We start from the raw sequence: 20,452 nt of genomic DNA on the forward strand, positions 1-20,452 counted from the left end.
TCGACAGGTATTGAAACTTCTATTCATCGCCGGGTTGACTGTCGTCCATGCGTACCCGCAGACGATCCGCCCGCCGCACCGGCGTCCTGCTGCTGACGCCGGTGCTCGCCCTGGCCCTGTCGCCGCCGGCCACCGCCGCACCCACCATCGACCCGCCCACAGTGGCCCCACCGTCGGTGGCCTCACCCACCATCGCCGAGGACGCGCCGCCCGCGTCCTCCCGCCCGGCCGGCTCGGTCAGCCTGGCCGCCGCTCCGACAGTCGCGACCGCCCCGACCGCCGGCGCTGGTGGTCTGGAGCCGGCCGGCGGGCTGGAGACCACTACTGCCACCCGGCCGGTCGCGCCGGGCGTGCAGCTGACGTCCTTCGACAGGTACGACGCCGAGGGTTGGCTGCGCGCCGACGCGCTCACCACCGACCTGGCCGGCGGCTCCACCGTCGACTACGTCAACTCCGGCGCGGTCAGCCGGGCCGAGCCGCTGCGAAAGGCTGTAGACCAGTCGCACGCGGTCGCCGCCGTCAACGGCGACTTCTTCGACATCAACAACTCCGGTGCCGCCCAGGGCGTCGGCGTCCGCGACGGCGAGCTGATCCAGTCGGGGGTCAGCGGTCACCGCAACGCGGTGGCGGTCACCACGAACGGCCTCGGGCGAGTGATCGAGGTGAACTTCGACGGCAGCGCCACACTGCCCACCGGGCCGGTCCCGCTGACCCAGTTCAACAACATGGTGCAGGCCGACGGCATCGGCGCCTTCACCGAGCTGTGGGGGACGTACTCCCGACAGCGTGCCGTGGAGGGCGCGGCGCGGGTGGTCGAGGTCACAGTGACCAACGGTCGGGTGGCTGCGGTGGGAAGCGTGGCCGGTAGCGGCCCGATCGTCGCGGGCAGCACCGTGCTGCTCGGGCGCGATCTCGGCGCGGACGCGCTGGCCGGCCTGCGCCCCGGTGACCCCGTGACGGTGGCCTGGCGGCCGAAGCCCTCCGACGGCAGCACCCTGCACGCGGCGGTCGGTGGCGGCAACGTCCTGGTCCGCGGCGGCGTCGTGCAGACCATCGCCGACCCGACCCTCGCCCCCCGCACCGCCGTCGGGTTCAGCGCCGACGGTCGAAAAATGATCATGCTGACGGTGGACGGCCGTCAGGTCGACAGCCGCGGGGTGACGCAGACCGAGATGGGCCGGATGATGGCCGAGCTGGGCGCCCATCACGCGCTCAACCTGGATGGTGGCGGATCGTCCACGCTGTTGGCCCGGGAACCGGGCGCGCCCGACGTGCAGCTGGAGAACGGCCCCTCCGACGGCAGCGAGCGGGCCGTGCCCAACGGCCTGGCCATCTACGCCCCTAAGGGCAGTGGGCGACTCACCGGTTACTGGGTCGAGACGGCCAGCGACCCCACCGCCGCCCCGGGCGTCTCACCGGTGCGAGGTGGGCGGCCCGACCGGGTCTTCCCAGGGCTGACCCGCACCCTCACCGCATCCGGCTACGACGAGACGTACGGCCCGGCGGCGGGCGCCCCCACCTGGCGGGTGACCCCGGCGGCACGCGGCCGGGTCGACAGTGACGGCGTCTTCCGCGCCGGCGCACCGGGGGCCAGCACGGTCACCGCCGCACGGGGGCGGGTCACCGGCTCACTGAACCTCACAGTGCTCGGCCCGCTGGCCCGGATCGGCACCACCGAGCCGCGGGTCGGGTTGACCGGTCGGGACGGCAACGCCACGATCGGCGTGGTCGGGTACGACGCCGAGGGCAACACCGCGCCGATCGAGCCGGCCGACCTCACAGTCGACTACGACCGGGACCTGCTGCGGATCACTCCGACCGGGGACGGCAACCTGTCCATCGCCGCGTTGCGGGACACCGGCTCGGGCCTGGTGACCGTTCACGTCGGACGCACGAGCGCTGTCCTGCCGGTCACCGTCGGGCTGACCGACGTGCCGGTCGCCGGTTTCGACGACGCGGCGTCCTGGCGGTTCAGCCAGGCCCGCGCCAGCGGTTCGGTCACGCCGGCGCCCGGACACACCGGCACCGGTCTGCGCATGTCGTACGACTTCAGCCAGTCCACCGGCACGCGGGCCGCGTACGCCGACCCACCCGCCTGGATCGAGGTGCCCGGTCAGCCGCAGGCCTTCGGGATGTGGATCCACGGCAACGGCACCGGGGAGTGGCCCAGTCTGCACCTGCACGACGCCCAGGACACCCAACACGTGCTGCGCGGCCCACTGATCACCTGGACCGGCTGGCGGTACGTGGAGTTCGCGGTGCCGGCCGGGGTGCAGTACCCGGTGCGGGTACGCCGCTTCTACGTGGCCGAGACGAACGCCGCGGCGCAGTACACCAGCGAGGTGATCATCGACGACCTGGTGGCTAAGGTGCCCCCGACTGTCGACGTGCCGCAGGTGGCCCCGCGTACCGATCGGGTGGTGGTCCGCGACGGCACCGTGGACGGCGCGCCGTGGCGGTTCGCGGTGCTCTCCGACGCCCAGTTCGTCGCCGCCGACCCGGACAGCGACCTGGTCGCCCAGGCCCGGCGGACGTTGCGCGAGGTGCGGGCGGCCCGGCCGGACTTCCTGCTGATCAACGGCGACTTCGTGGACACCGCCTACCCGGCCGACTTCGCGCTGGCCCGGCGGATCCTCGACGAGGAGTTGGGCGACGCGCTGCCCTGGTACTACGTGCCCGGCAACCACGAGATCATGGGGGCCCCGATCAGCAACTTCGCTGCCGCGTTCGGCGCCACCTCCCGGGTGTTCGACCACAACGGCACCCGGTTCGTCACGCTGAACTCGTCCACCGGGACGCTGCGCGGCGGCGGCTTCGACCAGGTACGGATGCTTCGGGAGACGCTGGACGCGGCGGCCACCGACCGGCGCGTGGGTTCGGTGGTCGTCCTGCACCACCACCCGCCGCGCGACCCCAGCCCGGCGCAGGCCAGCCAGCTCGGCGACCGCAAGGAGGCAGCGCTGCTGGAGCAGTGGCTGGCCGACTTCCAGCACCGCACCGGCAAGGGCGCGCTGTTCGTGGGCGGGCACGTCGGCACCTTCCACGCCGACCGGGTGGACGGTGTGCCGTACGTGATCAACGGCAACGCGGGCAAGACGCCGTCCACCCCCGCCGATCAGGGCGGCTTCACCGGGTGGACGGAGTTCGGCGTGGATCCGGTGACCCCGGCCGAGGCCGACCGGGCCCGTCGTAACCCGCTCGCCGAGGGCCCGCGCTGGGTGGACGCGGAGTTCCACGCGCACGCCGACCGCCTCACGGTGACCGCCCCGGCCGGCGTCGCGGTCGGCACCCCCGCCGCGGTCACCGCCACGCTGACCCAGCCCGGCGGGCGTACGGTCCCGGTGGTCGCACCGGTCAGCGCCGACTGGTCGGCCTCGCCGGGAGTGCACGTCGGCTCGGCGGCCGGGGTGCGCCAGTGGCACACCGCCCGATTCGACCCGGCCACCGGCACCCTGACCGCACTGCGGCCCGGCGCGCCGATACGCCTGGCGGTCGAGGTCAACGGCGTCCGTGCCGAGGCCACCATCACCGTCACCGGGTGAACTGTCCGGACGGGCCCCCACGCGTGAGGGCCCGTCCGGACACCTCAGAAGTCGCCGTCGGCCACCTGGAAGACGGTGAGGCCGAGGGATCGCCACATCTGGACCACCTGGACGCGGTCGTCGAAGACGCCGGCCACCCGGTAACGGTCTCGGATCTCCCGGTCGTAGATCTCCCGCTTGACGATCGAGTCCTTCCGGGAGTCACCGATGGCCCGCAGGTGCAGGCCCAGGTAGGGCACTCGTACGTGCCGGGCCAGCCACGCCTCGGTGGCCGCGCGGGCGGAGGCGTCCCTCCCGGAGCAGAAGACCACCCCGTAGCCGGCGGCGTGCATCGCCCGGACCGCCGCGATCACCGCCGTGTTCGGCTGGTCCTGGCCCACCCGGGTCATGTCGTACGGGCTGCGGGAGACGGCCAGCGCGACGGTGCCGTCGATGTCCACCAGGACGATCTCCGGTGGCTCGGTCGACGGCGGGTGCACCACGGCGGGGCTGCCGGTGCGGGCCTGCGGCACCGGCAACGGCAGCTCCCGCCCCTGCAGGTACCGCTCGTGCAGCCGGCGGATCGCGTCCGCGCCGACCTGGTCGGCGGCCGGCCGGGCGGCGTCGCGGCGCAGGCACTCGTCAAGCGGCACGTCGGTGAAGTCGTGCACCTCGAAGTCCGCGCCGTGGCGGGCGGCCAGCTCGGCCCAGCCCCGCAGGGTCCGCGCGCGCAGATTGGTGTCGTCCACGCAGACGTCCGCTCTGGCCCGCAGCAGCGCCTCGACCTGAGCCTGCTGTACGGCGGTCACCTGCGCCTCGGCCCACTGGGTGAACAACCGCTCGCCGTGCAACATCCGGCGCAGATCGTCCCGGTTGACCCGCGATACGGACGGCTGGAGCGTGCGGGCGAACGTCGTCTTGCCCGAGGCGGGCAGTCCCCGGGTGGCGATCAGGCGGGTCATGGACGCACCTCCGGCTCGACGGGCGTACCCCGGCCGGGGTACCTGGCGGCGATCCGCCGGGTGCGCGAATGCCCCGCCGGGCGGCGGGAATGCGGACGGGTAGGCACGTGTTGACGATGCCGGACGAGGTGTGCGGCCCGATTACCGGGTCGGCTCAGGCCCATGGCACACTGGTCAATCGGCCACCGGTTCCGGTTCACGCCCGAGCCCGTCGCGTACGGCGCGACGAGCGATGACGGCGACCCGGCGACCACCAACGAGAGGACCGAGGCGATGAAGGCAAACATCCACCCGGAGTACGTGACCACCGAGGTCAGCTGCTCCTGTGGCAACACGTTCACGACCCGCAGCACCGCCAAGGGCGGGGCGATCCACGCCGAGACCTGCAGCGCCTGCCACCCGTTCTACACCGGTAAGCAGCGCGTTCTCGACACCGCCGGCCGGGTCGCGAAGTTCCAGCAGAAGTACGCCAAGGTTCAGGCCAAGAAGGCCAAGTAACTCCTCGTTCGGCGCCCGCGTCCGGTTTTTCACCGGACGCGGGCGCCGTCCGCGTTTTCCTCCAATTCCGCCCGGCCGGTGGCCTTTCGGCCCCGGCCCGGTCGTCGCGCACCGTCGAAGGAGCATCCGCAGCATGAGCAGCGAGCGTCTGGCCGGCCTTCTCGACGAGTACGCGGAACTGGAGAAGCGGCTGGCCGATCCGGCCATCCACGCCGACCAGGCCACCGCGCGCAGGGTCGGTCGCCGGTACGCCGAGCTGGTGCCGCTGCACAAGGCCGCCGACGAGTTGGAGCAGGCCCGCGCCGATCTGGCCGCGGCTCGCGAGCTGGCCGCCGAGGACCCGTCCTTCGCGGCCGAGGCGGACGCCATCGCCGGGTCCCTGCCGGTGCTGGAGGAGCGGCTCGCCGAGCTGCTCATTCCCCGCGACCCGCACGACGCCAAGGACGTGATCGTCGAGATCAAGGCCGGTGAGGGTGGCGAGGAGTCGGCGCTGTTCGCCGGTGACCTGCTGCGGATGTACACCCGCTACGCCGAGCGGCACGGCTGGGTCACCGAGGTGATCGACGCACAGGACTCCGACCTCGGCGGGGTCAAGGACGTCTCCCTGGCGATCAAGACCAAGGGTGTGCCGGACGGCGGCAACGGCGTCTGGTCGCGGCTCAAGTGGGAGGGCGGCGTACACCGGGTGCAGCGTGTCCCGGTGACCGAGTCGCAGGGCCGGATCCACACCAGTGCCGCAGGGGTGCTGGTGCTGCCGGAGGCCGAGGACGTCGACGTCACCATCGACCAGAACGAGCTGCGCATCGACGTGTTCCGCTCGTCCGGCCCGGGTGGCCAGTCGGTGAACACCACCGACTCGGCGGTGCGGATCACCCACCTGCCGACCGGCATCGTCGTCTCCTGCCAGAACGAGAAGTCCCAGTTGCAGAACCGGGAGCAGGCGATGCGGATCCTGCGGGCCCGGCTGCTCGCCGCCGCCCAGGAGCAGGCCGACGCCGCAGCCTCGGACGCGCGCAAGGCCCAGGTGCGCACTGTTGACCGCTCGGAGCGGATCCGCACCTACAACTTCCCGCAGAACCGGATCACCGATCACCGGATCGGCTACACCGCGTACAACCTGGATCTGGCGCTCGGCGGCGAGTTGGACGGGGTACTGGACGCCCTCACCGAGGCCGACCGGGCCGCCCGGCTCGCTGGCGACACCGAGCTGACCCGCCGCTGACCACGGCACTCAAGCTGACCCGCCGCGCTTGATCGACGCCCGCGCCAGCGCCCCCTGGCGGGGGTCAGCTCGCGCGGGGGCGGGTCTTGGCGCGGAGCATCTCGCGGTCGGCCTGCTCGAACGCGACGCTGAGCGCGTCGCGCAGCCCGCTGCCACCGGAGACCTCGGCGAAGCCGATGCTCACCCCGACCGGGGTGCCCGGGACCAACGACTCCCAGTCCTCCAGGCGGACCGCGGCCTCGATCCGGCGGGCCACCTCGGCGGCCTCGGTCATGCCGGTGTCCGGCAGCACCACAACGAATTCGTCACCGCCGTAGCGGGCCACGAAGTCGCCCCGGCGCATCACCCGGTTGATCACACCGGCGATGCGTTGCAGCACCAGGTCGCCTGAGTGGTGCCCGTGCCGGGTGTTCACCGCCTTGAAGCCGTCCAGGTCGCAGACGCCGATCACCACTCGATCGCCGCGGGTGACAACGGCAGTGATGTAGCGCTCCAGCCGGCGGCGGTTGGGCAGCCCGGTGAGCGGGTCGGTCAACGCCTCGCCCTCGAAGCGTGCCGCCTCGCGGCGCATCTCCTCGTGGTCGATGCGGGCGGCGATGCCGTCGATGTAGACGTCGCGCAGCCGGTCGTTGCGCTGCGCGGCGAGCCGGAACGCCAGCCGGTCGGCCCGGTGCGCCGCCAGGTGGTCCCCGGCGCGGGTCAACGCGATGCTGCGCAGCCGGGCCGGCTCGGCCGCCCCGAGCGTCTCGTTGGAGACCTGGACGGTATCCAGTCGCGCGACCGCCTCGATCGGCCTACCGTCGGCGACGGCGAGGCACACCTGCCCGAGCTGACGCAGGTCGCGGGCACGGGCGCTGTCCCCGCCGTGGGTGATCAACCGGGCCGGCTCGGGGCCTTCGGGGGCCACCTGGTCGCCGAGCGCGGCCTGTCGGGCCGCCGCGTAGCCGTACGCGGCGAGGCTGCTCGGGCGTAGCTGGCCAGCCCGCCCGGCGCGGACGAAGCGGGTCAGGTCGGCGGCCACGTCCCGGAGCACCCGCAGACAACCGTCGCTGTCGCCGTTGTGGTCGAGGGCCACGGCGTTGCGCAGCCGGATGCCCGGCGCGGCGAACGTCTCCTCCGGGATCCCGGAGGTCAGCCCGAGCTGCCGGGCCCGCTCGATGGCGCCCAGGGCGTACCCGTGGAAGCTGAGGTAGCTGTAGGCCATGGCCAGGTCGTGCCAACCCCAGGCGGTGTCCCGGTCCGGGTCGGCGACGGCGCCCAGCGCCCGGGCCGCCCGGACGAGGTGCATGACGCACCGGTCCAGTGCGCCCTGGTGGTGCGCGGCGAGCGCGGCCAACGCGTTGAGGTGACCGTGCAGATAGGGCTCGGCGAGGTCACGGACCGCCGCCGACGCCTCTTCGATGGCCCGGGTGAACTCCGCGGTCCGACCGAGATTGATCAGCGCGGAGAGGCGCTGCACCATCGCGTCCGCCCGCGCCGCCGGATCGTTGGTGGTGCGGATCACACGCTCCAGCAGGACGTACGCCTCCGCGGAGCGGCTGGCCTCCTGCAACGCCCGGGCGTGCGTCAGGGCGTCAACCTGGTCATCGACCCGGTCGAGCCAGCCCACCCGCCAACCTCCTGTCGTGCGCGCCTGGGCGCACCTGTTCGTCACGTCGCCCGCGACGCTTCATGATTATGTCGTGAGTACTTTGCCGCAACACCCCCCCGAAGGGACAGGCCCCATCCGGCCGTCCGCCGCGGTGGCCCGAGCGGCCCGCGCGCTCGGCGCCGCCGGGGTCGGCTCGGCCCGGGTGGAGGCCGAGTTGCTGGCGGCGTACGTGCTCGGCGTTCCCCGGGGTCGGTTGGCTCTCGCCGACGACCTCAGTGACGACCAACTGGTGCGGCTCGACGAGTTGACGCGCCGCCGCGCCGCGCGTGAGCCGTTGCAACACCTGACCGGTCGGGCCGGGTTCCGGCACCTGGAGCTGTCGGTCGGCGCTGGTGTCTTCGTGCCCCGGCCGGAGACCGAGCTGTTGGCCGGCTGGGGTGTCGAGCAGGCCCAGGGCCGGCCCGATCCGGTGGTGGTGGACCTGTGCAGCGGTTCGGGCGCGATCGCGCTGGCGGTGGCTCAGGAGCTGCCGGGAGCGCGGGTGATCGCTGTGGAGCGGTCCCCGGCGGCGCTGGTGTGGCTGCGGCGCAACGCGGCGGAGCGGGCCGCGGCGGGGGACCGGCCGATCGAGGTGGTGGAGGCCGACGTGACCGCGCCGGATCTGCTGGCGGATCTGGTGGGCCGGGTGGACGTGCTGCTCTGCAACCCGCCGTACGTGCCGGACGACGTCGTGGTCCCGCCGGAGGTGGCCGGGCACGACCCGGCGGAGGCGGTGTTCGGCGGCGCGGACGGTCTGGTGGTGATCCGGCCGGTCGTCGCCCGGGCGGCGGTGCTGTTGCGCCCGGGGGGTGTGTTCGGCGTCGAGCACGACGACACCCACGGCGCGGCGGTGCCCGAGCTGCTCGCCCAGGACGGCGGCTTCACCGCTGTCGCGGAGCATCTGGACCTCACCGGGCGTCCCCGCTACGCGACCGCGTCCCGACGGGCGGACGGCCAGCACGCCCCGATCGGGCCGGCGTGGCAGACTGACTCCTCGTGATGCTCTACGACTGCCGGTCGCCCGCCGATCGGGACCGCGGCATCGCTGCGGCCATCGAGGCGGTCAAGAACGGCGAGCTGGTCGTTCTCCCGACGGACACCGTGTATGGGATCGGCGCGGACGCGTTCACCCCGTACGCGGTGAAGGCGCTGCTCGATGCCAAGGGCCGGGGTCGGCAGATGCCGCCGCCGGTGCTGATCGGCTCGCGGCACACCCTGGACGGGTTGGTCTTCTCGCTGCCCACCGCCGCCCGGGACCTCGTGGAGGCGTTCTGGCCGGGTGCCCTGACGATCGTGGTCGAGCACTCGCCGAGCCTGCAGTGGGACCTGGGCGACAAGACCGGCACTGTGGCGGTGCGGATGCCACTGCACCCGGTGGCGTTGGAGGTGCTGCGCGAGACCGGCCCGATGGCGGTCTCGTCGGCCAACAAGACCGGCCAGCCGGCCGCGGTCACCGCCGACGAGGCACGTGACCAGCTCAGCTACTCGGTGCGGGCCTACCTGGAGGCCGGGCCCTGCCCGGACCCGGTGCCCAGCACGATCGTGGATCTGACCGGTGAGGTGCCGCAGCTGTTGCGGGCCGGGGCGATCCCGCTGGAGAAGCTGCGCGACGTGGTTCCGGATCTCGTCGACGGTCGGGCGGTCTGAGTGCCCCCGTTCACTGTTCTGCACGTCTGCATGGGCAACATCTGCCGCTCGCCGATGGCGGAGCGGCTGCTGGCCCTGGCGGTGCGGGAGCGGCTGACCCGGCGTTCGCAGGACCCGGCCCAGGCCGAGGAGTTGGTGCACAGCCACAGCGCCGGCACTGGTGGCTGGCACGCGGGCGAGGAGATGAACCCGCCGGCGGCACGGCAGGTCACCGGCCGTGGTGGGGACGTGGCGGGGTTCGCCGCGCGCAAGCTGCGCTCGGACCACATCGACGCCGCCGACCTGGTCCTGACCGCCACCGCCGACCAGCAGGAGTACGTGGTGGCGCTTCGTCCGGACGCTGCGGCCCGCGCGTTCGTGCTGGGCGAGTTCGGCCGGCTGCTGGCCGCTGTGGACGCCGCCGCGCTGCCGCCGGGTGACGCCACCCCGGAGGCCGTGTACGCCCGGGGGATGGCCCTGGTGGCGGCGGCTCACGACGCGCGGCTGGGCGCCTCGGCGCTGACCACCGATGATCTGGACGACCCGTGGGGTCGTGGCGACCAGTGCTTCAGCCGGGTCGCCGACGAGATCGAGGAGACGGTCCACCCGCTGGCCGGCGCGCTGCTGCCCTGAGCGTGGTGCGAGTTTCCTCCGGGTTTGGGGAAAACCCAGGGCTAAAGGGGCGTTCCGGGTCATTCTGAACGGGTCCTAGCGTGACCGGCTCCTGCGGGGAGAGCTGATGATCCGGGCCCAACTCGACAAACTGCTGACCGTGGTGATCGCCGGAGTGCTGGCCGGGTTGGTGCTGGCCGCCGCCGCCCTACCCGCGGCCCTGGTCTTCGGGATCGGCTTCAGCGCCCTGTCGACGCCGTACTCGGAGCTGCCGAACACACTCCGGACGCCACCCACCGCGCAGCGCTCCAACCTCTACGCCAACGACGGCACGACCCTGATCACCTCCTTCTACCAGGAGGACCGGGTGGACGTGCCGCTGCACGAGGTGGCTCCGGTCATGCGCCGGGCGATCGTGGCCGCCGAGGACGTCCGGTTCTACCAGCACAGCGGTGTCGACCTGCGGGGCGTGGTGCGCGCGTTCACAGTCAACAAGCGCGACGGCCGGACCCGGCAGGGCGCCTCCACGCTGACCATGCAGTACGTCCGCAACGTGCTCAGCAACGACCCCCGGCTGACCGAGGCGCAGCGGGACGCCGCCACCGAACTCACCACCGTCCGCAAGCTCCAGGAGATGCGGTACGCGCTCGCGTTGGAGCGGGAACTCGACAAGGACGAGATCCTGACCCGTTACCTCAACATCGCCTACTTCGGCGCCGGGGCGTACGGCATCGCGGCGGCCAGCAAGCGGTACTTCTCCCGCTCCCCGGCCGAGCTGACCCTGGCCCAGGCGGCACTGCTCGCCGGTCTCGTGCGTTCGCCCGACAGCGACGATCCGATAAACGGCGACGCGGACAGCGCTGTGGCCCGGCGGTCGTACGTGTTGGAACGGCTGGTGGAGTCGGGACAGGTGCCGGCGGACGCGGCGGCCGCCGCGCGGGCCGAGCCGCTGCAACTGCGCACCAGCGAGACCCCGAACGACTGCACGGGCGTGCCCGACGCGCACAACGACTGGGGCTTCTTCTGCGACTGGTTCACCCGCTGGTGGAGCAGCCAGCCCGCGTTCGGGGCGACAGCCGACGAGCGGCAGCGCGCGCTGCGCCGGGGCGGCTTCTCCATCGTGTCGTCGCTGGACCCGGGCGTGCAGCGGGCCACCACCGAGCAGGTGTTGAGGATCTATCCGACGACCAGGGCCGAGGCGTTGCCCACCGCGGTGGTGCAACCGGGCACCGGGCGGGTGCTGGCGATGTCGGTGAACCGCGCCTACAGCGTCGCGGGCAACCCGGTCGGGCAGAAGAACCGCCCGAACACCGTCAACCAGTTGATCGCCGGCGGCGGCGCGATCGAGGGGTACCAGGGCGGCTCGACGTTCAAGCTCTTCACCCTGCTGGCCGCGCTGGAATCCGGCCTACCGCTGTCGACCGACTTCGTGGCGCCGACCCAGTTGCTCACCCGCTTCCCGGTGACCGGGGAGGCGAGCTGCGACGGACGGTGGTGCCCGGCGAACGCCAGCCCGTCGTCGATGGACGGCCCCCGCACCATGTGGAGCGCGTTCGGCCGCTCGGTGAACACGTACTTCGCCTGGCTCACCGAAAAGGTCGGCGCCGACCGGGTGGTGGAGATGGCTGAGCGGCTCGGCATCGTGCTGCGAGCCGAGTCCGACGCCAAGCTGGCCCGCTACGGCGCGAAGGACTGGGGTCCGTTCACACTGGGCGTGGCCGCGACCACCCCGTTGGACCTGGCCAGCGCGTACGCCACTGTGGCGGCCGAGGGAACCTGGTGCGCGCCGCTGCCGGTGGTCTCGATCACCGATTCGGGCGGCAGGCCGGTCGACGCCGCCAAGCCGGACTGCCGGCAGGTGCTCGACGCCGACGTGGCGCGGGCAGCGACCGACGCGGCCCGCTGCCCGGTCGGCGACCAGTCGATGTACGGGCGCTGCGACGGCGCCACCGCTCCCGGGTTGCGGGCGAAGCTCGGCCGTCCGGTGGCGGGCAAGACCGGCAGCTCGGAGCGGTACGAGACGGAGACGGTGGTGGCGTTCACGCCGCAACTCGCGGTCGCCTCGATGGCGGCGAACCCGGACGATCCCCGGGACGCGGTCGGTCAGGCGGTGCAGGCCCAGATCGTGAACGCGGTCGGCGAGGTGCTCGCCTTCGCCCTGCGCGACCAACCGGTCCGCGACTTCGTCCCGCCGAGCGGACGAACCGCCTTCCAAGCCCAACCCCAAGCCGGCAACTAACCCCACCCCATCCCACCCCACCCCACCCATCCCGCCGATCTTGCACTTTCTGTCGTGACAAAAGGTGCCGAGACCCCGTAAATCGGCAACACAAAGTGCAAGATCGCCGGGGAGCGGGGAGCGGGGAGCGGGGAGCGGGGAGCGGGGAGCGGGGAGCGGGGAGCGGGGTGCGGGGTGTGGGGTCGGGGTGTGGGGTCGGGGTGTGGTTAGGGGGTTTGTTCGGCGTTGCGGGCTATGTTGCGGGCCATTCCGCCGAAGACCACAGCGTGGAACGGGGCCACCGACTTCCAGTAGGCGTGCCCCGGCAGGCCACGCGGCAGGAAGACGGCGCGTTGCTGGTAGCGGCTACGGCCGTCGTCGGCCGGCACTACCCGCATCTCCAACCAGGCCCGGCCGGGCAGCCGCATCTCGGCGCGCAGTCGCAGCAGCTCGCCCGGGACGATCTCCTCGACCCGCCAGAAGTCCAGCGCCTCGCCGACCTGGAGGCGGTGCGGGTCGCGTCGACCCCGGCGCAGTCCGACCCCGCCGACCAGCCGGTCCAGCCAGCCTCGGATCGACCAGGCGAGGGGGAACGAGTACCAGCCGTGTTCGCCACCGACGCCCTCGACGACCCGCCAGAGCGCCGCTGGTGGGGCGTCCACCGCCCGCTCCCGCACGTCGGTGTAGGCGGTGCCACCGGACCACACCGGGTCGGTGGGCAGTGGCTCGGCGGGCGCGTCCGAGCCGCTCGCTGTGGACCAGCGGGTCTCCACCTGGGCGTCGCGCACCTTGGCCAGCGCCAGCGCCACGGCCTCGTCGAAGCCGGTCAGCCCGCCGGGTGGGTCCGGGATGTAGCGGGCGATGTCGTGTTCGTGGGCTACCGCCTCGTGGATCAGGCTCTCCACCAGCGGGCGGGCGATCTTGTTCGGCACCGGGGTGATCAGCCCGACCCAGTGCGAGGAGAGCGACGGCGTGAGTGGGCGGACCGGCACGATGATCCGCTGGCGCAGCCCGGCCACCCGGGCGTAGCGCTGCATCATTTCGCGGAAGGTCAGCACGTCCGGCCCGCCGACGTCGAAACCCCTGTTGACCTCGGCAGGCAGGTCGGCGCAGCCGGACAGGTAGTGCAGCACGTCGCGGACCGCGATCGGTTGGATCCGGTTGCGGACCCAGCGCGGCGTGATCATGGCGGGCAGCCGCTCGGTCAGGTAACGCAGCATCTCGAACGACGCCGAGCCGGACCCGATGATCACCGCGGCGCGGAGCACCGCCGTGGGCACCCCGCTGCCGAGCAGGATCCGGCCCACCTCGGCGCGGGACCGCAGGTGCGGAGATGGCACCTCCGCGTCGGAAGCCGGCTCCGGGCCGCCCAGGTAGACGATCCGCCGTACGCCGGCCGTCTGCGCCGCCGCCGCGAAGTTGGTCGCCGCCGTCCGGTCGGCCGCCTCGAAGTCGGACCGGCCCAAGGAGTGCACCAGGAAGTACGCGACGTCCACGTCGGCGAACGCGGCGGCCAGCGTCTCCGGTCGACTCAGGTCGCCTTCGACGATGTCGGCCGCCGAGGCCCAGGGCACGTCGCGCAGCCGCACCGCCTTGCGGGCGAGGCAGCGCACGGTGTGTCCGTCGGCGAGCAGCAGCGGTGTCAGCCGCCCGCCGATGTAGCCGGTAGCGCCGGTGACGAGGCATCTCACGGGTTCCAGTGTGCGGCCCCCTAGACTCGTTCGCTGTGGAGACCGAGACGAGCACCTTCTGGGGGCCGGATTTCGCGCAGCTCAGGGCCACCGACCCGGAGATCGCCGGGGTGGTCCTCGGCGAGTTGGACCGGTTGCGCGGCGGCCTGCAGCTCATCGCCAGCGAGAACCTGACCTCGCCGGCGGTGCTGGCCGCGCTCGGCTCGACGCTGACCAACAAGTACGCCGAGGGTTACCCGGGTCGGCGCTACTACGGCGGCTGCGCCGAGGTGGACCGGGCCGAGGAGATCGGCATCGCCCGGGCCAAGGAGCTCTTCGGGGCCGAGCACGCCAACCTCCAGCCGCACTCCGGGGCGAGCGCCAACCTCGCCGCGTACGCCGCGCTGGTGCAGCCGGGGGACACGGTGCTGGCGATGGACCTGCCGCACGGCGGGCACCTCACCCACGGCAGCCGGGTGAACTTCTCCGGCAAGTGGTTCCACCCGGTCGGCTACCCGGTGCGGCCGGACACCGAGCAGATCGACTACGACGAGGTACGGGACCTGGCGCGCGCGCACCGACCCAAGCTGATCATCTGTGGCGCCACCGCGTACCCGCGCCTGATCGACTTCGCGCGGTTCCGGGAGATCGCCGACGAGGTCGGCGCGTACCTGATGGTGGACGCGGCGCACTTCATCGGCCTGGTCGCCGGCCGGGCGATCCCGTCCCCGGTGCCGTACGCCGATGTCGTCTGCGCCACCACCCACAAGGTGCTGCGCGGGCCGCGCGGCGGCATGATCCTGTGCCGCGAGTCGCTGGCCCAGCGGATCGACAAGGCGGTCTTCCCGTTCACCCAGGGCGGCCCGCTGATGCACGCGGTAGCGGCGAAGGCGGTCGCGCTGCGCGAGGCCGCCCAGCCGGAGTTCCAGACGTACGCCCGGCAGGTGGTCAGCAACGCCCAGGCGCTCGCCGCCGGGCTGGCCGACGAGGGGATGCGCCCGGTGTCCGGTGGCACCGACACCCACCTCGCCCTGATCGACCTTCGGGAGCTGGGGGTGACCGGCGCCGAGGCCGAGCGCCGCTGCGACGCCGCGTCGATCACCCTGAACAAGAACGCCATCCCGTACGACCCGCAGCCGCCGATGGTGGCCTCCGGCATCCGGGTGGGCACACCGAGCGTCACCACGCAGGGGATGCGCGAGGGGGAGCTGCGCCAGGTGGCGACCCTGATCGCCCGCGCGGTGCGCACCGATCCCGGCGCTCCGGGCGGGGCCGACGAGTTGACCCGCCTCGGTGCCGAGGTGTCCGAGCTGGTCGCGGCGTTCCCGGCGTACCCCCGTGGCTGAGCCCGGGGTGGTCGAGCCGGACACCGACCGGCGGTGGCGGTTGCGGCACCTGCCGGTGCTGTTGGCCGCGTCGGCGGCGCTCGCCGCGGTCGCGGCGGTGGTCGGTGGGGTGACCGGCGGCGTGACGGGCGCGCTCGGCGCGGCGGCCGGCGTGGGCGTCACGGTGCTCAGCTACACCCTCACCACAGTGGTGCTGGCCCGGGCCGACCAGGTCAACCCGCAGTTGCTGCTGCCGCTCGGCCTGGGCCTGTACGTGTTGAAGTTCAGCCTGCTGGGCGTGGTGCTGGTGGCGGTGGCGTCGACCGGTTGGCCCGGATTGATCCCTCTTTGCCTTGGCATCGTCGCCGGGGTGGCAGTGTGGACAGCGGTGCACCTCTGGTGGCTGACCACGGTGCACGCTCGCCGACCGCGCGGCTGACCTGGCGGTCGTCCCAACCAGCGGACGCGCCGGAATGTGTCGGCCTCCGGTCATTTTCCGACGGGCGGAAGGGGAGTAGCGTGCCCACAGACGACGGCGCCCACGAGAAGCCCACACAACGACGGTTGTGCGGGGGGTGAGGCACAGCCTCGTCTTCCCGGCTGATATCGTTCGCCCCGTCATGGCTGGTGACCAAACCCCCCGTCCCGCCGGTGAACCGGACGATTATCCGTCCGGCGCCGGTCAGGGTTGGACCGCGCTCAGCTACCTCATCGGAGGAATGCTCGTGTGGGGTTTCATCGGCTGGCTGGTCGACCAGTGGCTCGATACCGGTGGCGTCGCCACCGGCATCGGCGTCGTGCTCGGCGTGACCGGGGGGATCATCCTCGTCGTCCGTCGGCTCGGCACGCCTACTTAGGAAGGGACACGGTGTTCGGACAGGCGAACGTTCTGGCAGCGGGCCAGGCGGCATTCCCACCCAGTGTGGACGACTTCTACCTGCCCGCGATCGTGCCCTGGGGTGTGGAGAACGCCCCGTGGTTCACCAAGTTCACGCTGATGATCTGGGTCGCGGTCGGCTTTCTGATCATCTTCTTCCTGGCGACCTATCGGAACCCGAAGTTGGTGCCGACCAAGAAGCAGTGGTTCGCCGAGTCGATCTACGGCTTCGTCCGGAACAACATCTCGGTCGACATGATCGGTCACCAGGGCGTGCGGTTCGCTCCCTACTTCACGACGCTGTTCTGCTTCGTGTTGGTGACGAACGCGTTCGCGATCATTCCGCTCTTCCAGATCTCGCCGAACTCGCACATCGCCTTCCCGGCGATCCTCGCGGTGATCAGCTACGTGCTGTTCAACTACATCGGCATCCGGCACCACGGCTTCGGCAAATACTTCAAGCACGCCCTGATCCCGCCGGCACCGTGGTACATCCTGCCGCTGCTGATCCCGATCGAGGCGTTCTCGACCTTCATCATCCGGCCGTTCTCGCTGGCCGTCCGTCTCTTCGCGAACATGTTCGCCGGCCACATGCTCCTGCTGGTCTTCACGCTCGGCGGCTTCGCGATGCTCAACGCCAACGCCTGGCTGGCGCCGATCTCGGTGGTCTCCTGGGTGATGACAGTGGCGCTGACCCTTCTCGAGGCGCTGGTCATCGTCCTGCAGGCCTACGTCTTCACCGTGCTGAGCGCCAGCTACATCCAGGGCGCGCTCGCCGAAGAGCACTGATCCACGCACCAACCGTTGTCGTCCCGCGTGAGAGTCACGCGTGATAACCAGGAGGAACCACTAATGGATTACGTCGCCGCGGTAGAGGGCAGCACCGCCGCCATCGGCTACGGCCTCGCGGCCATCGGCCCGGGCATCGGCGTTGGCCTGGTCTTCGCCGCCTACATCCAGTCGACCGCCCGGCAGCCCGAGTCGTCGCGCATGACCCTGCCGTACGTCTGGATCGGCTTCGCCGTCATCGAGGCGCTCGCGCTGTTCGGCATCGCCTTCGGCTTCATCTGGGCCGGCTGATTCCGCCCCTTCCGACCGGGAGGTCACCCATGTTGTTCCTCCTCGCCGCCGAGGGTGGTGAGTCAGACCACAACCCGATCATTCCGATCTGGCAAGAGATCGTGGTCGGCACGGTCGCCTTCGCCGTGCTCTGCTTCGTCCTGATGAAGTTCGTCTTCCCGCGCATGGAGCAGACGTTCCAGGCTCGGGTCGACGCCATCGAGGGCGGCATCAAGCGCGCCGAGGCCGCCCAGGCCGAGGCGAACCAGCTGCTCGAGCAGTACCGTGCCCAGCTCGCTGAGGCCCGGACCGACGCCGCCAAGATCCGTGACGACGCGCGGGCCGACGCCGAGGGCATCCGCCAGGACATCCTCGCCAAGGCGCGGGAAGAGTCCGACCGGGTCATCCAGGCGGGCAAGGACGCGCTCGCCGCCGAGCGGGCCACCATCGTGCGCGAGCTGCGCGCGGAGGTCGGCACGATCGCGGTGGACCTGGCCAGCAAGATCGTTGGCGAGTCGCTGGCCGACGAGGCGCGGCGTAAGGGCACCGTCGACCGGTTCCTGAGCGGTCTCGAGAGCACGGGGGCCCGCTGATGCAGGCCGCCAGCCGGGAGTCGTACAAGGTCGCGGCCGAGCGCCTCGACGCGTACGTCCGCGGCGCGGAGCCGTCAGCGGTGGCCTCCACCGCCGACGCCATCCTCTCCGTGGCGACCCTGCTGCGGCGTGAGCCGCGGCTGCGCCGGGCGCTCTCCGAGCCGTCCCGGTCCGGCGAGGATCGCGGCGCTCTGCTCGGCGACATGCTCGGCGGGCGGATCGGCGCGGACGCGCTCGACCTGCTCGTGTCGCTGGTCGCCGGCCGGTGGTCGGCACCCTCGGAGCTGCTCGACGGCACCGAGCGGCTGGGCGTGGAAGCGCTGCTGGCCAGCGCCGACAAGGCCGGCGAGCTGGGCGAGGTCGAGGACGAGCTGTTCCGCTTCGGTCAGGTAGTGGCCGGTCAGTCGGCGCTGAGCAACACACTCGCCGACCCGGTCGCCCCGGTCGAGCAGCGGGCCACCCTGGCCCGCGAGCTGCTCGCCGACAAGGCCCGTCCGGTCACCGTCCGCCTCGTCGAGGTCGCACTCGGCGGGTATGGGGGGCGCTCCTTCACCGGCGCGCTCACCCGGCTGGTGGAACTCGCCGCCGAGCGACGCGACCGGCAGGTGGCGTACGTGACCGTCGCGGCCCCGTTGAGTGACGAGGACGAGCGCCGGCTGGGTGCGAGCCTCAGCGCGATATACGGTCGAGAGGTCTCCGTCAAGCAGACGGTGGACCCCCACGTCCTGGGTGGCGTGAGCGTGCGGGTCGGCTCCGACCTGTACGACGGCACCATCCTGCGCCGCCTCAACGAGACCCGCAACGCGCTCGCGAAGCGCTGAGCGGCTCCGCCGCCCAGCAATGTGGTGGCTTCGCCGCCCCGGCGCTGAGCGGCTCCGCCGCCCAGCATCGGGGTGACTGGATCGCTCAGTGCCCGGAATGACAGACGCCATTCGGACCGGTCGGTACTAGGTATCCCGGGCCCCTGAATTTTAAGGAAGCAGAGGATGGCCGAGCTGACCATCTCGACGGAGGAGATCCGCGGCGCCCTGGAGCGCTACGTCTCTTCCTACTCGTCCGACGTCTCCCGCGAGGAGGTCGGCACCGTCGCCGACACCGGCGACGGTATCGCCCACGTCGAGGGCCTGCCCTCGACCATGACCAACGAGCTCCTGGAGTTCGAGGACGGCACGCTCGGCGTGGCGTTGAACCTCGACGTCCGGGAGATCGGCGTCGTCGTTCTCGGTGACTCCGCCAAGCTGGAGGAAGGGCAGCGCGTCAAGCGCACCGAGCGGGTTCTCTCCGTTCCGGTCGGCGACGCCTTCCTCGGCCGCGTGGTCAACGCGCTCGGTGAGCCGATCGACGCGCTCGGCGACATCGCCAACGAGGGCTTCCGCGAGCTGGAGCTGCAGGCTCCGAACGTGATGTCCCGGCAGTCCGTCGACGAGCCGCTGCAGACCGGCATCAAGGCCATCGACGCGATGACCCCGATCGGTCGGGGCCAGCGGCAGCTCATCATCGGTGACCGGAAGACCGGTAAGACCACTGTCGCCCTGGACGCCATCCTCAACCAGCGGGACAACTGGCGCACCGGCGACCCGAAGAAGCAGGTTCGCTGCATCTACGTCGCCATCGGCCAGAAGGCCTCCACGATCGCCTCCATCAAGGGGCAGCTCGAGGAGGCGGGCGCGATGGAGTACACCACCATCGTCGCCTCGCCGGCGTCCGACCCGGCTGGCTTCAAGTACCTCGCCCCGTACACCGGCTCGTCCATCGGGCAGCACTGGATGTACGGCGGCAAGCACGTCCTGATCGTCTTCGACGACCTGAGCAAGCAGGCCGAGGCGTACCGCGCCGTGTCGCTGCTGCTGCGTCGCCCGCCGGGCCGTGAGGCGTACCCGGGTGACGTCTTCTACCTGCACTCCCGCCTGCTGGAGCGCTGCGCGAAGCTCTCCGACGAGCTGGGTGGCGGCTCGATGACCGGTCTGCCGATCATCGAGACGAAGGCCAACGACATCTCGGCCTTCATCCCGACCAACGTCATCTCGATCACCGACGGCCAGATCTTCCTGGAGACCGACCTGTTCAACCAGGGCGTCCGTCCGGCGATCAACGTCGGTACCTCGGTCTCCCGGGTCGGTGGCGCCGCGCAGGTGAAGCCGATGAAGAAGGTCGCCGGTTCGCTGCGGCTCAACCTGGCCCAGTACCGCGAGCTGGAGGCGTTCGCCGCCTTCGCCTCCGACCTGGACCGGGCCTCCCGTGCCCAGCTGGACCGCGGTTCGCGCCTGGTCGAGCTGCTCAAGCAGCCGAACTACTCGCCGTTCCCGGTGCAGGAGCAGGTCGTTACGGTCTGGGCCGGCACCGAGGGCAAGCTGGACGACGTCCCGGTGGGCGAGGTCCGCCGCTTCGAGTCGGAGTTCCTCCAGTACCTGCGGCACAAGCACCAGGGTGTGCTGGCCGGCATCGCCGACAACCAGTGGAACGATGACATCATCGGCTCACTGGACAGCGCGATCGCCGAGTTCAAGCAGGTCTTCCTCAACAAGGAGGACGAGCGCAAGGTCAACGACGCGCCGGCCGCGCCGCTTGAGGGCGACGAGAACCGCGAGACGGTGACCCGCTTCCGCGACGGCGCGACCGACCGCCCGGCCGAGAGCTGA

The 20,452-nt window shown here is 71.7% G+C and carries 18 protein-coding genes; 15 read left to right on the top strand and 3 right to left on the bottom strand.

The window, feature by feature from the left end:
* Positions 1-47: 47 nt before the first annotated feature.
* Entirely contained in the window at positions 48-3,542 is a 3,495-nt protein-coding gene (locus OG992_RS26350; RefSeq protein WP_266304547.1) for a phosphodiester glycosidase family protein, read from the top strand.
* A 44-nt stretch (positions 3,543-3,586) separates the two neighbouring features.
* Here OG992_RS26350 and OG992_RS26355 read toward each other — a convergent pair whose 3' ends face one another.
* Positions 3,587-4,483: an AAA family ATPase gene (locus tag OG992_RS26355; RefSeq protein WP_266304548.1), complete on the bottom strand. Its 897-nt coding sequence runs from the start codon at positions 4,481-4,483 to the stop codon at positions 3,587-3,589.
* Between the two features lie 273 nt (positions 4,484-4,756).
* Between OG992_RS26355 and rpmE the strand changes: the two genes are divergently transcribed.
* Together rpmE and prfA are read left to right on the top strand one after the other, a co-directional pair.
* On the top strand, positions 4,757-4,981 hold the full coding sequence (gene rpmE / locus OG992_RS26360; RefSeq protein WP_030333150.1) for a 50S ribosomal protein L31: 225 nt from the start codon (positions 4,757-4,759) through the stop codon (positions 4,979-4,981).
* Positions 4,982-5,114: 133 nt separating this feature from the next.
* The gene (gene prfA / locus OG992_RS26365; RefSeq protein ID WP_091405908.1) at positions 5,115-6,203 is read left to right on the top strand and encodes a peptide chain release factor 1; all 1,089 of its coding nucleotides are present in this window, start codon (positions 5,115-5,117) and stop codon (positions 6,201-6,203) included.
* Between the two features lie 64 nt (positions 6,204-6,267).
* Here the strand turns inward: prfA and OG992_RS26370 are convergent, their stop codons facing one another.
* On the bottom strand, positions 6,268-7,812 hold the full coding sequence (locus OG992_RS26370; RefSeq protein WP_238687359.1) for a diguanylate cyclase: 1,545 nt from the start codon (positions 7,810-7,812) through the stop codon (positions 6,268-6,270).
* 73 nt (positions 7,813-7,885) lie between these two features.
* Here OG992_RS26370 and prmC point away from each other — a divergent pair, with 73 nt between their 5' ends.
* From prmC to OG992_RS26390, 4 genes are all read left to right on the top strand, one after another.
* Positions 7,886-8,833 (top strand): peptide chain release factor N(5)-glutamine methyltransferase, encoded by a 948-nt coding sequence (gene prmC, locus OG992_RS26375; RefSeq protein WP_266304549.1) that lies wholly within the window; start codon positions 7,886-7,888, stop codon positions 8,831-8,833.
* On the top strand, positions 8,833-9,480 hold the full coding sequence (locus OG992_RS26380) for an L-threonylcarbamoyladenylate synthase (RefSeq protein ID WP_091406475.1): 648 nt from the start codon (positions 8,833-8,835) through the stop codon (positions 9,478-9,480). Before prmC ends, OG992_RS26380 begins: the two co-directional genes overlap by 1 nt.
* The gene (locus tag OG992_RS26385; protein ID WP_266304550.1) at positions 9,481-10,092 is read left to right on the top strand and encodes a phosphotyrosine protein phosphatase; all 612 of its coding nucleotides are present in this window, start codon (positions 9,481-9,483) and stop codon (positions 10,090-10,092) included.
* A gap of 106 nt (positions 10,093-10,198) precedes the next feature.
* Positions 10,199-12,310 (top strand): transglycosylase domain-containing protein, encoded by a 2,112-nt coding sequence (locus OG992_RS26390; protein ID WP_266304551.1) that lies wholly within the window; start codon positions 10,199-10,201, stop codon positions 12,308-12,310.
* Positions 12,311-12,516: 206 nt separating this feature from the next.
* On the opposite strand, the gene OG992_RS26395 is transcribed toward OG992_RS26390, so the two are convergent.
* Positions 12,517-13,980 carry an SDR family oxidoreductase gene (locus OG992_RS26395; RefSeq protein WP_266304552.1) on the bottom strand — a complete coding sequence of 488 codons (1,464 nt, stop codon included), beginning with the start codon at positions 13,978-13,980 and terminating at the stop codon, positions 12,517-12,519.
* A 35-nt stretch (positions 13,981-14,015) separates the two neighbouring features.
* Here OG992_RS26395 and glyA point away from each other — a divergent pair, with 35 nt between their 5' ends.
* From glyA to atpA, 8 genes are all read left to right on the top strand, one after another.
* The gene (gene glyA / locus OG992_RS26400; RefSeq protein ID WP_196919496.1) at positions 14,016-15,305 is read left to right on the top strand and encodes a serine hydroxymethyltransferase; all 1,290 of its coding nucleotides are present in this window, start codon (positions 14,016-14,018) and stop codon (positions 15,303-15,305) included.
* Entirely contained in the window at positions 15,298-15,723 is a 426-nt protein-coding gene (locus OG992_RS26405) for a hypothetical protein (protein ID WP_238687354.1), read from the top strand. The genes glyA and OG992_RS26405 overlap by 8 nt, the downstream gene beginning before the upstream one ends.
* 181 nt (positions 15,724-15,904) lie before the next feature.
* Positions 15,905-16,141 (top strand): AtpZ/AtpI family protein, encoded by a 237-nt coding sequence (locus tag OG992_RS26410; protein ID WP_091405894.1) that lies wholly within the window; start codon positions 15,905-15,907, stop codon positions 16,139-16,141.
* 11 nt (positions 16,142-16,152) lie between these two features.
* Positions 16,153-16,950 carry a F0F1 ATP synthase subunit A gene (gene atpB / locus OG992_RS26415; RefSeq protein ID WP_112584020.1) on the top strand — a complete coding sequence of 266 codons (798 nt, stop codon included), beginning with the start codon at positions 16,153-16,155 and terminating at the stop codon, positions 16,948-16,950.
* 63 nt (positions 16,951-17,013) lie between these two features.
* Positions 17,014-17,241 carry an ATP synthase F0 subunit C gene (locus OG992_RS26420; RefSeq protein ID WP_074314047.1) on the top strand — a complete coding sequence of 76 codons (228 nt, stop codon included), beginning with the start codon at positions 17,014-17,016 and terminating at the stop codon, positions 17,239-17,241.
* A 32-nt stretch (positions 17,242-17,273) separates the two neighbouring features.
* Positions 17,274-17,813 carry a F0F1 ATP synthase subunit B gene (locus OG992_RS26425; protein ID WP_112584053.1) on the top strand — a complete coding sequence of 180 codons (540 nt, stop codon included), beginning with the start codon at positions 17,274-17,276 and terminating at the stop codon, positions 17,811-17,813.
* Positions 17,813-18,634, top strand: coding sequence for a F0F1 ATP synthase subunit delta (locus OG992_RS26430; protein ID WP_238687353.1), 822 nt, complete (start codon positions 17,813-17,815; stop codon positions 18,632-18,634). The genes OG992_RS26425 and OG992_RS26430 overlap by 1 nt, the downstream gene beginning before the upstream one ends.
* A gap of 165 nt (positions 18,635-18,799) precedes the next feature.
* The gene (gene atpA, locus OG992_RS26435) at positions 18,800-20,452 is read left to right on the top strand and encodes a F0F1 ATP synthase subunit alpha (protein ID WP_238687352.1); all 1,653 of its coding nucleotides are present in this window, start codon (positions 18,800-18,802) and stop codon (positions 20,450-20,452) included.

The sequence above is a fragment of the Micromonospora sp. NBC_00362 genome (genome assembly GCF_026342155.1).
In the GTDB taxonomy this organism is placed as follows: Bacteria; Actinomycetota; Actinomycetes; order Mycobacteriales; family Micromonosporaceae; genus Micromonospora; species Micromonospora hortensis.

What these genes read in the sequence shown, in the direction of transcription:
- OG992_RS26350 (WP_266304547.1), top strand. Translation starts at nt 48, where the DNA reads ATGCGTACCCGCAGACGATCCGCCCGCCGCACCGGCGTCCTGCTGCTG.
- OG992_RS26355 (WP_266304548.1), bottom strand. Translation starts at nt 4,483, where the DNA reads ATGACCCGCCTGATCGCCACCCGGGGACTGCCCGCCTCGGGCAAGACG.
- rpmE (WP_030333150.1), top strand. Translation starts at nt 4,757, where the DNA reads ATGAAGGCAAACATCCACCCGGAGTACGTGACCACCGAGGTCAGCTGC.
- prfA (WP_091405908.1), top strand. Translation starts at nt 5,115, where the DNA reads ATGAGCAGCGAGCGTCTGGCCGGCCTTCTCGACGAGTACGCGGAACTG.
- OG992_RS26380 (WP_091406475.1), top strand. Translation starts at nt 8,833, where the DNA reads ATGCTCTACGACTGCCGGTCGCCCGCCGATCGGGACCGCGGCATCGCT.
- OG992_RS26390 (WP_266304551.1), top strand. Translation starts at nt 10,199, where the DNA reads ATGATCCGGGCCCAACTCGACAAACTGCTGACCGTGGTGATCGCCGGA.
- OG992_RS26410 (WP_091405894.1), top strand. Translation starts at nt 15,905, where the DNA reads ATGGCTGGTGACCAAACCCCCCGTCCCGCCGGTGAACCGGACGATTAT.
- OG992_RS26420 (WP_074314047.1), top strand. Translation starts at nt 17,014, where the DNA reads ATGGATTACGTCGCCGCGGTAGAGGGCAGCACCGCCGCCATCGGCTAC.
- OG992_RS26430 (WP_238687353.1), top strand. Translation starts at nt 17,813, where the DNA reads ATGCAGGCCGCCAGCCGGGAGTCGTACAAGGTCGCGGCCGAGCGCCTC.
- atpA (WP_238687352.1), top strand. Translation starts at nt 18,800, where the DNA reads ATGGCCGAGCTGACCATCTCGACGGAGGAGATCCGCGGCGCCCTGGAG.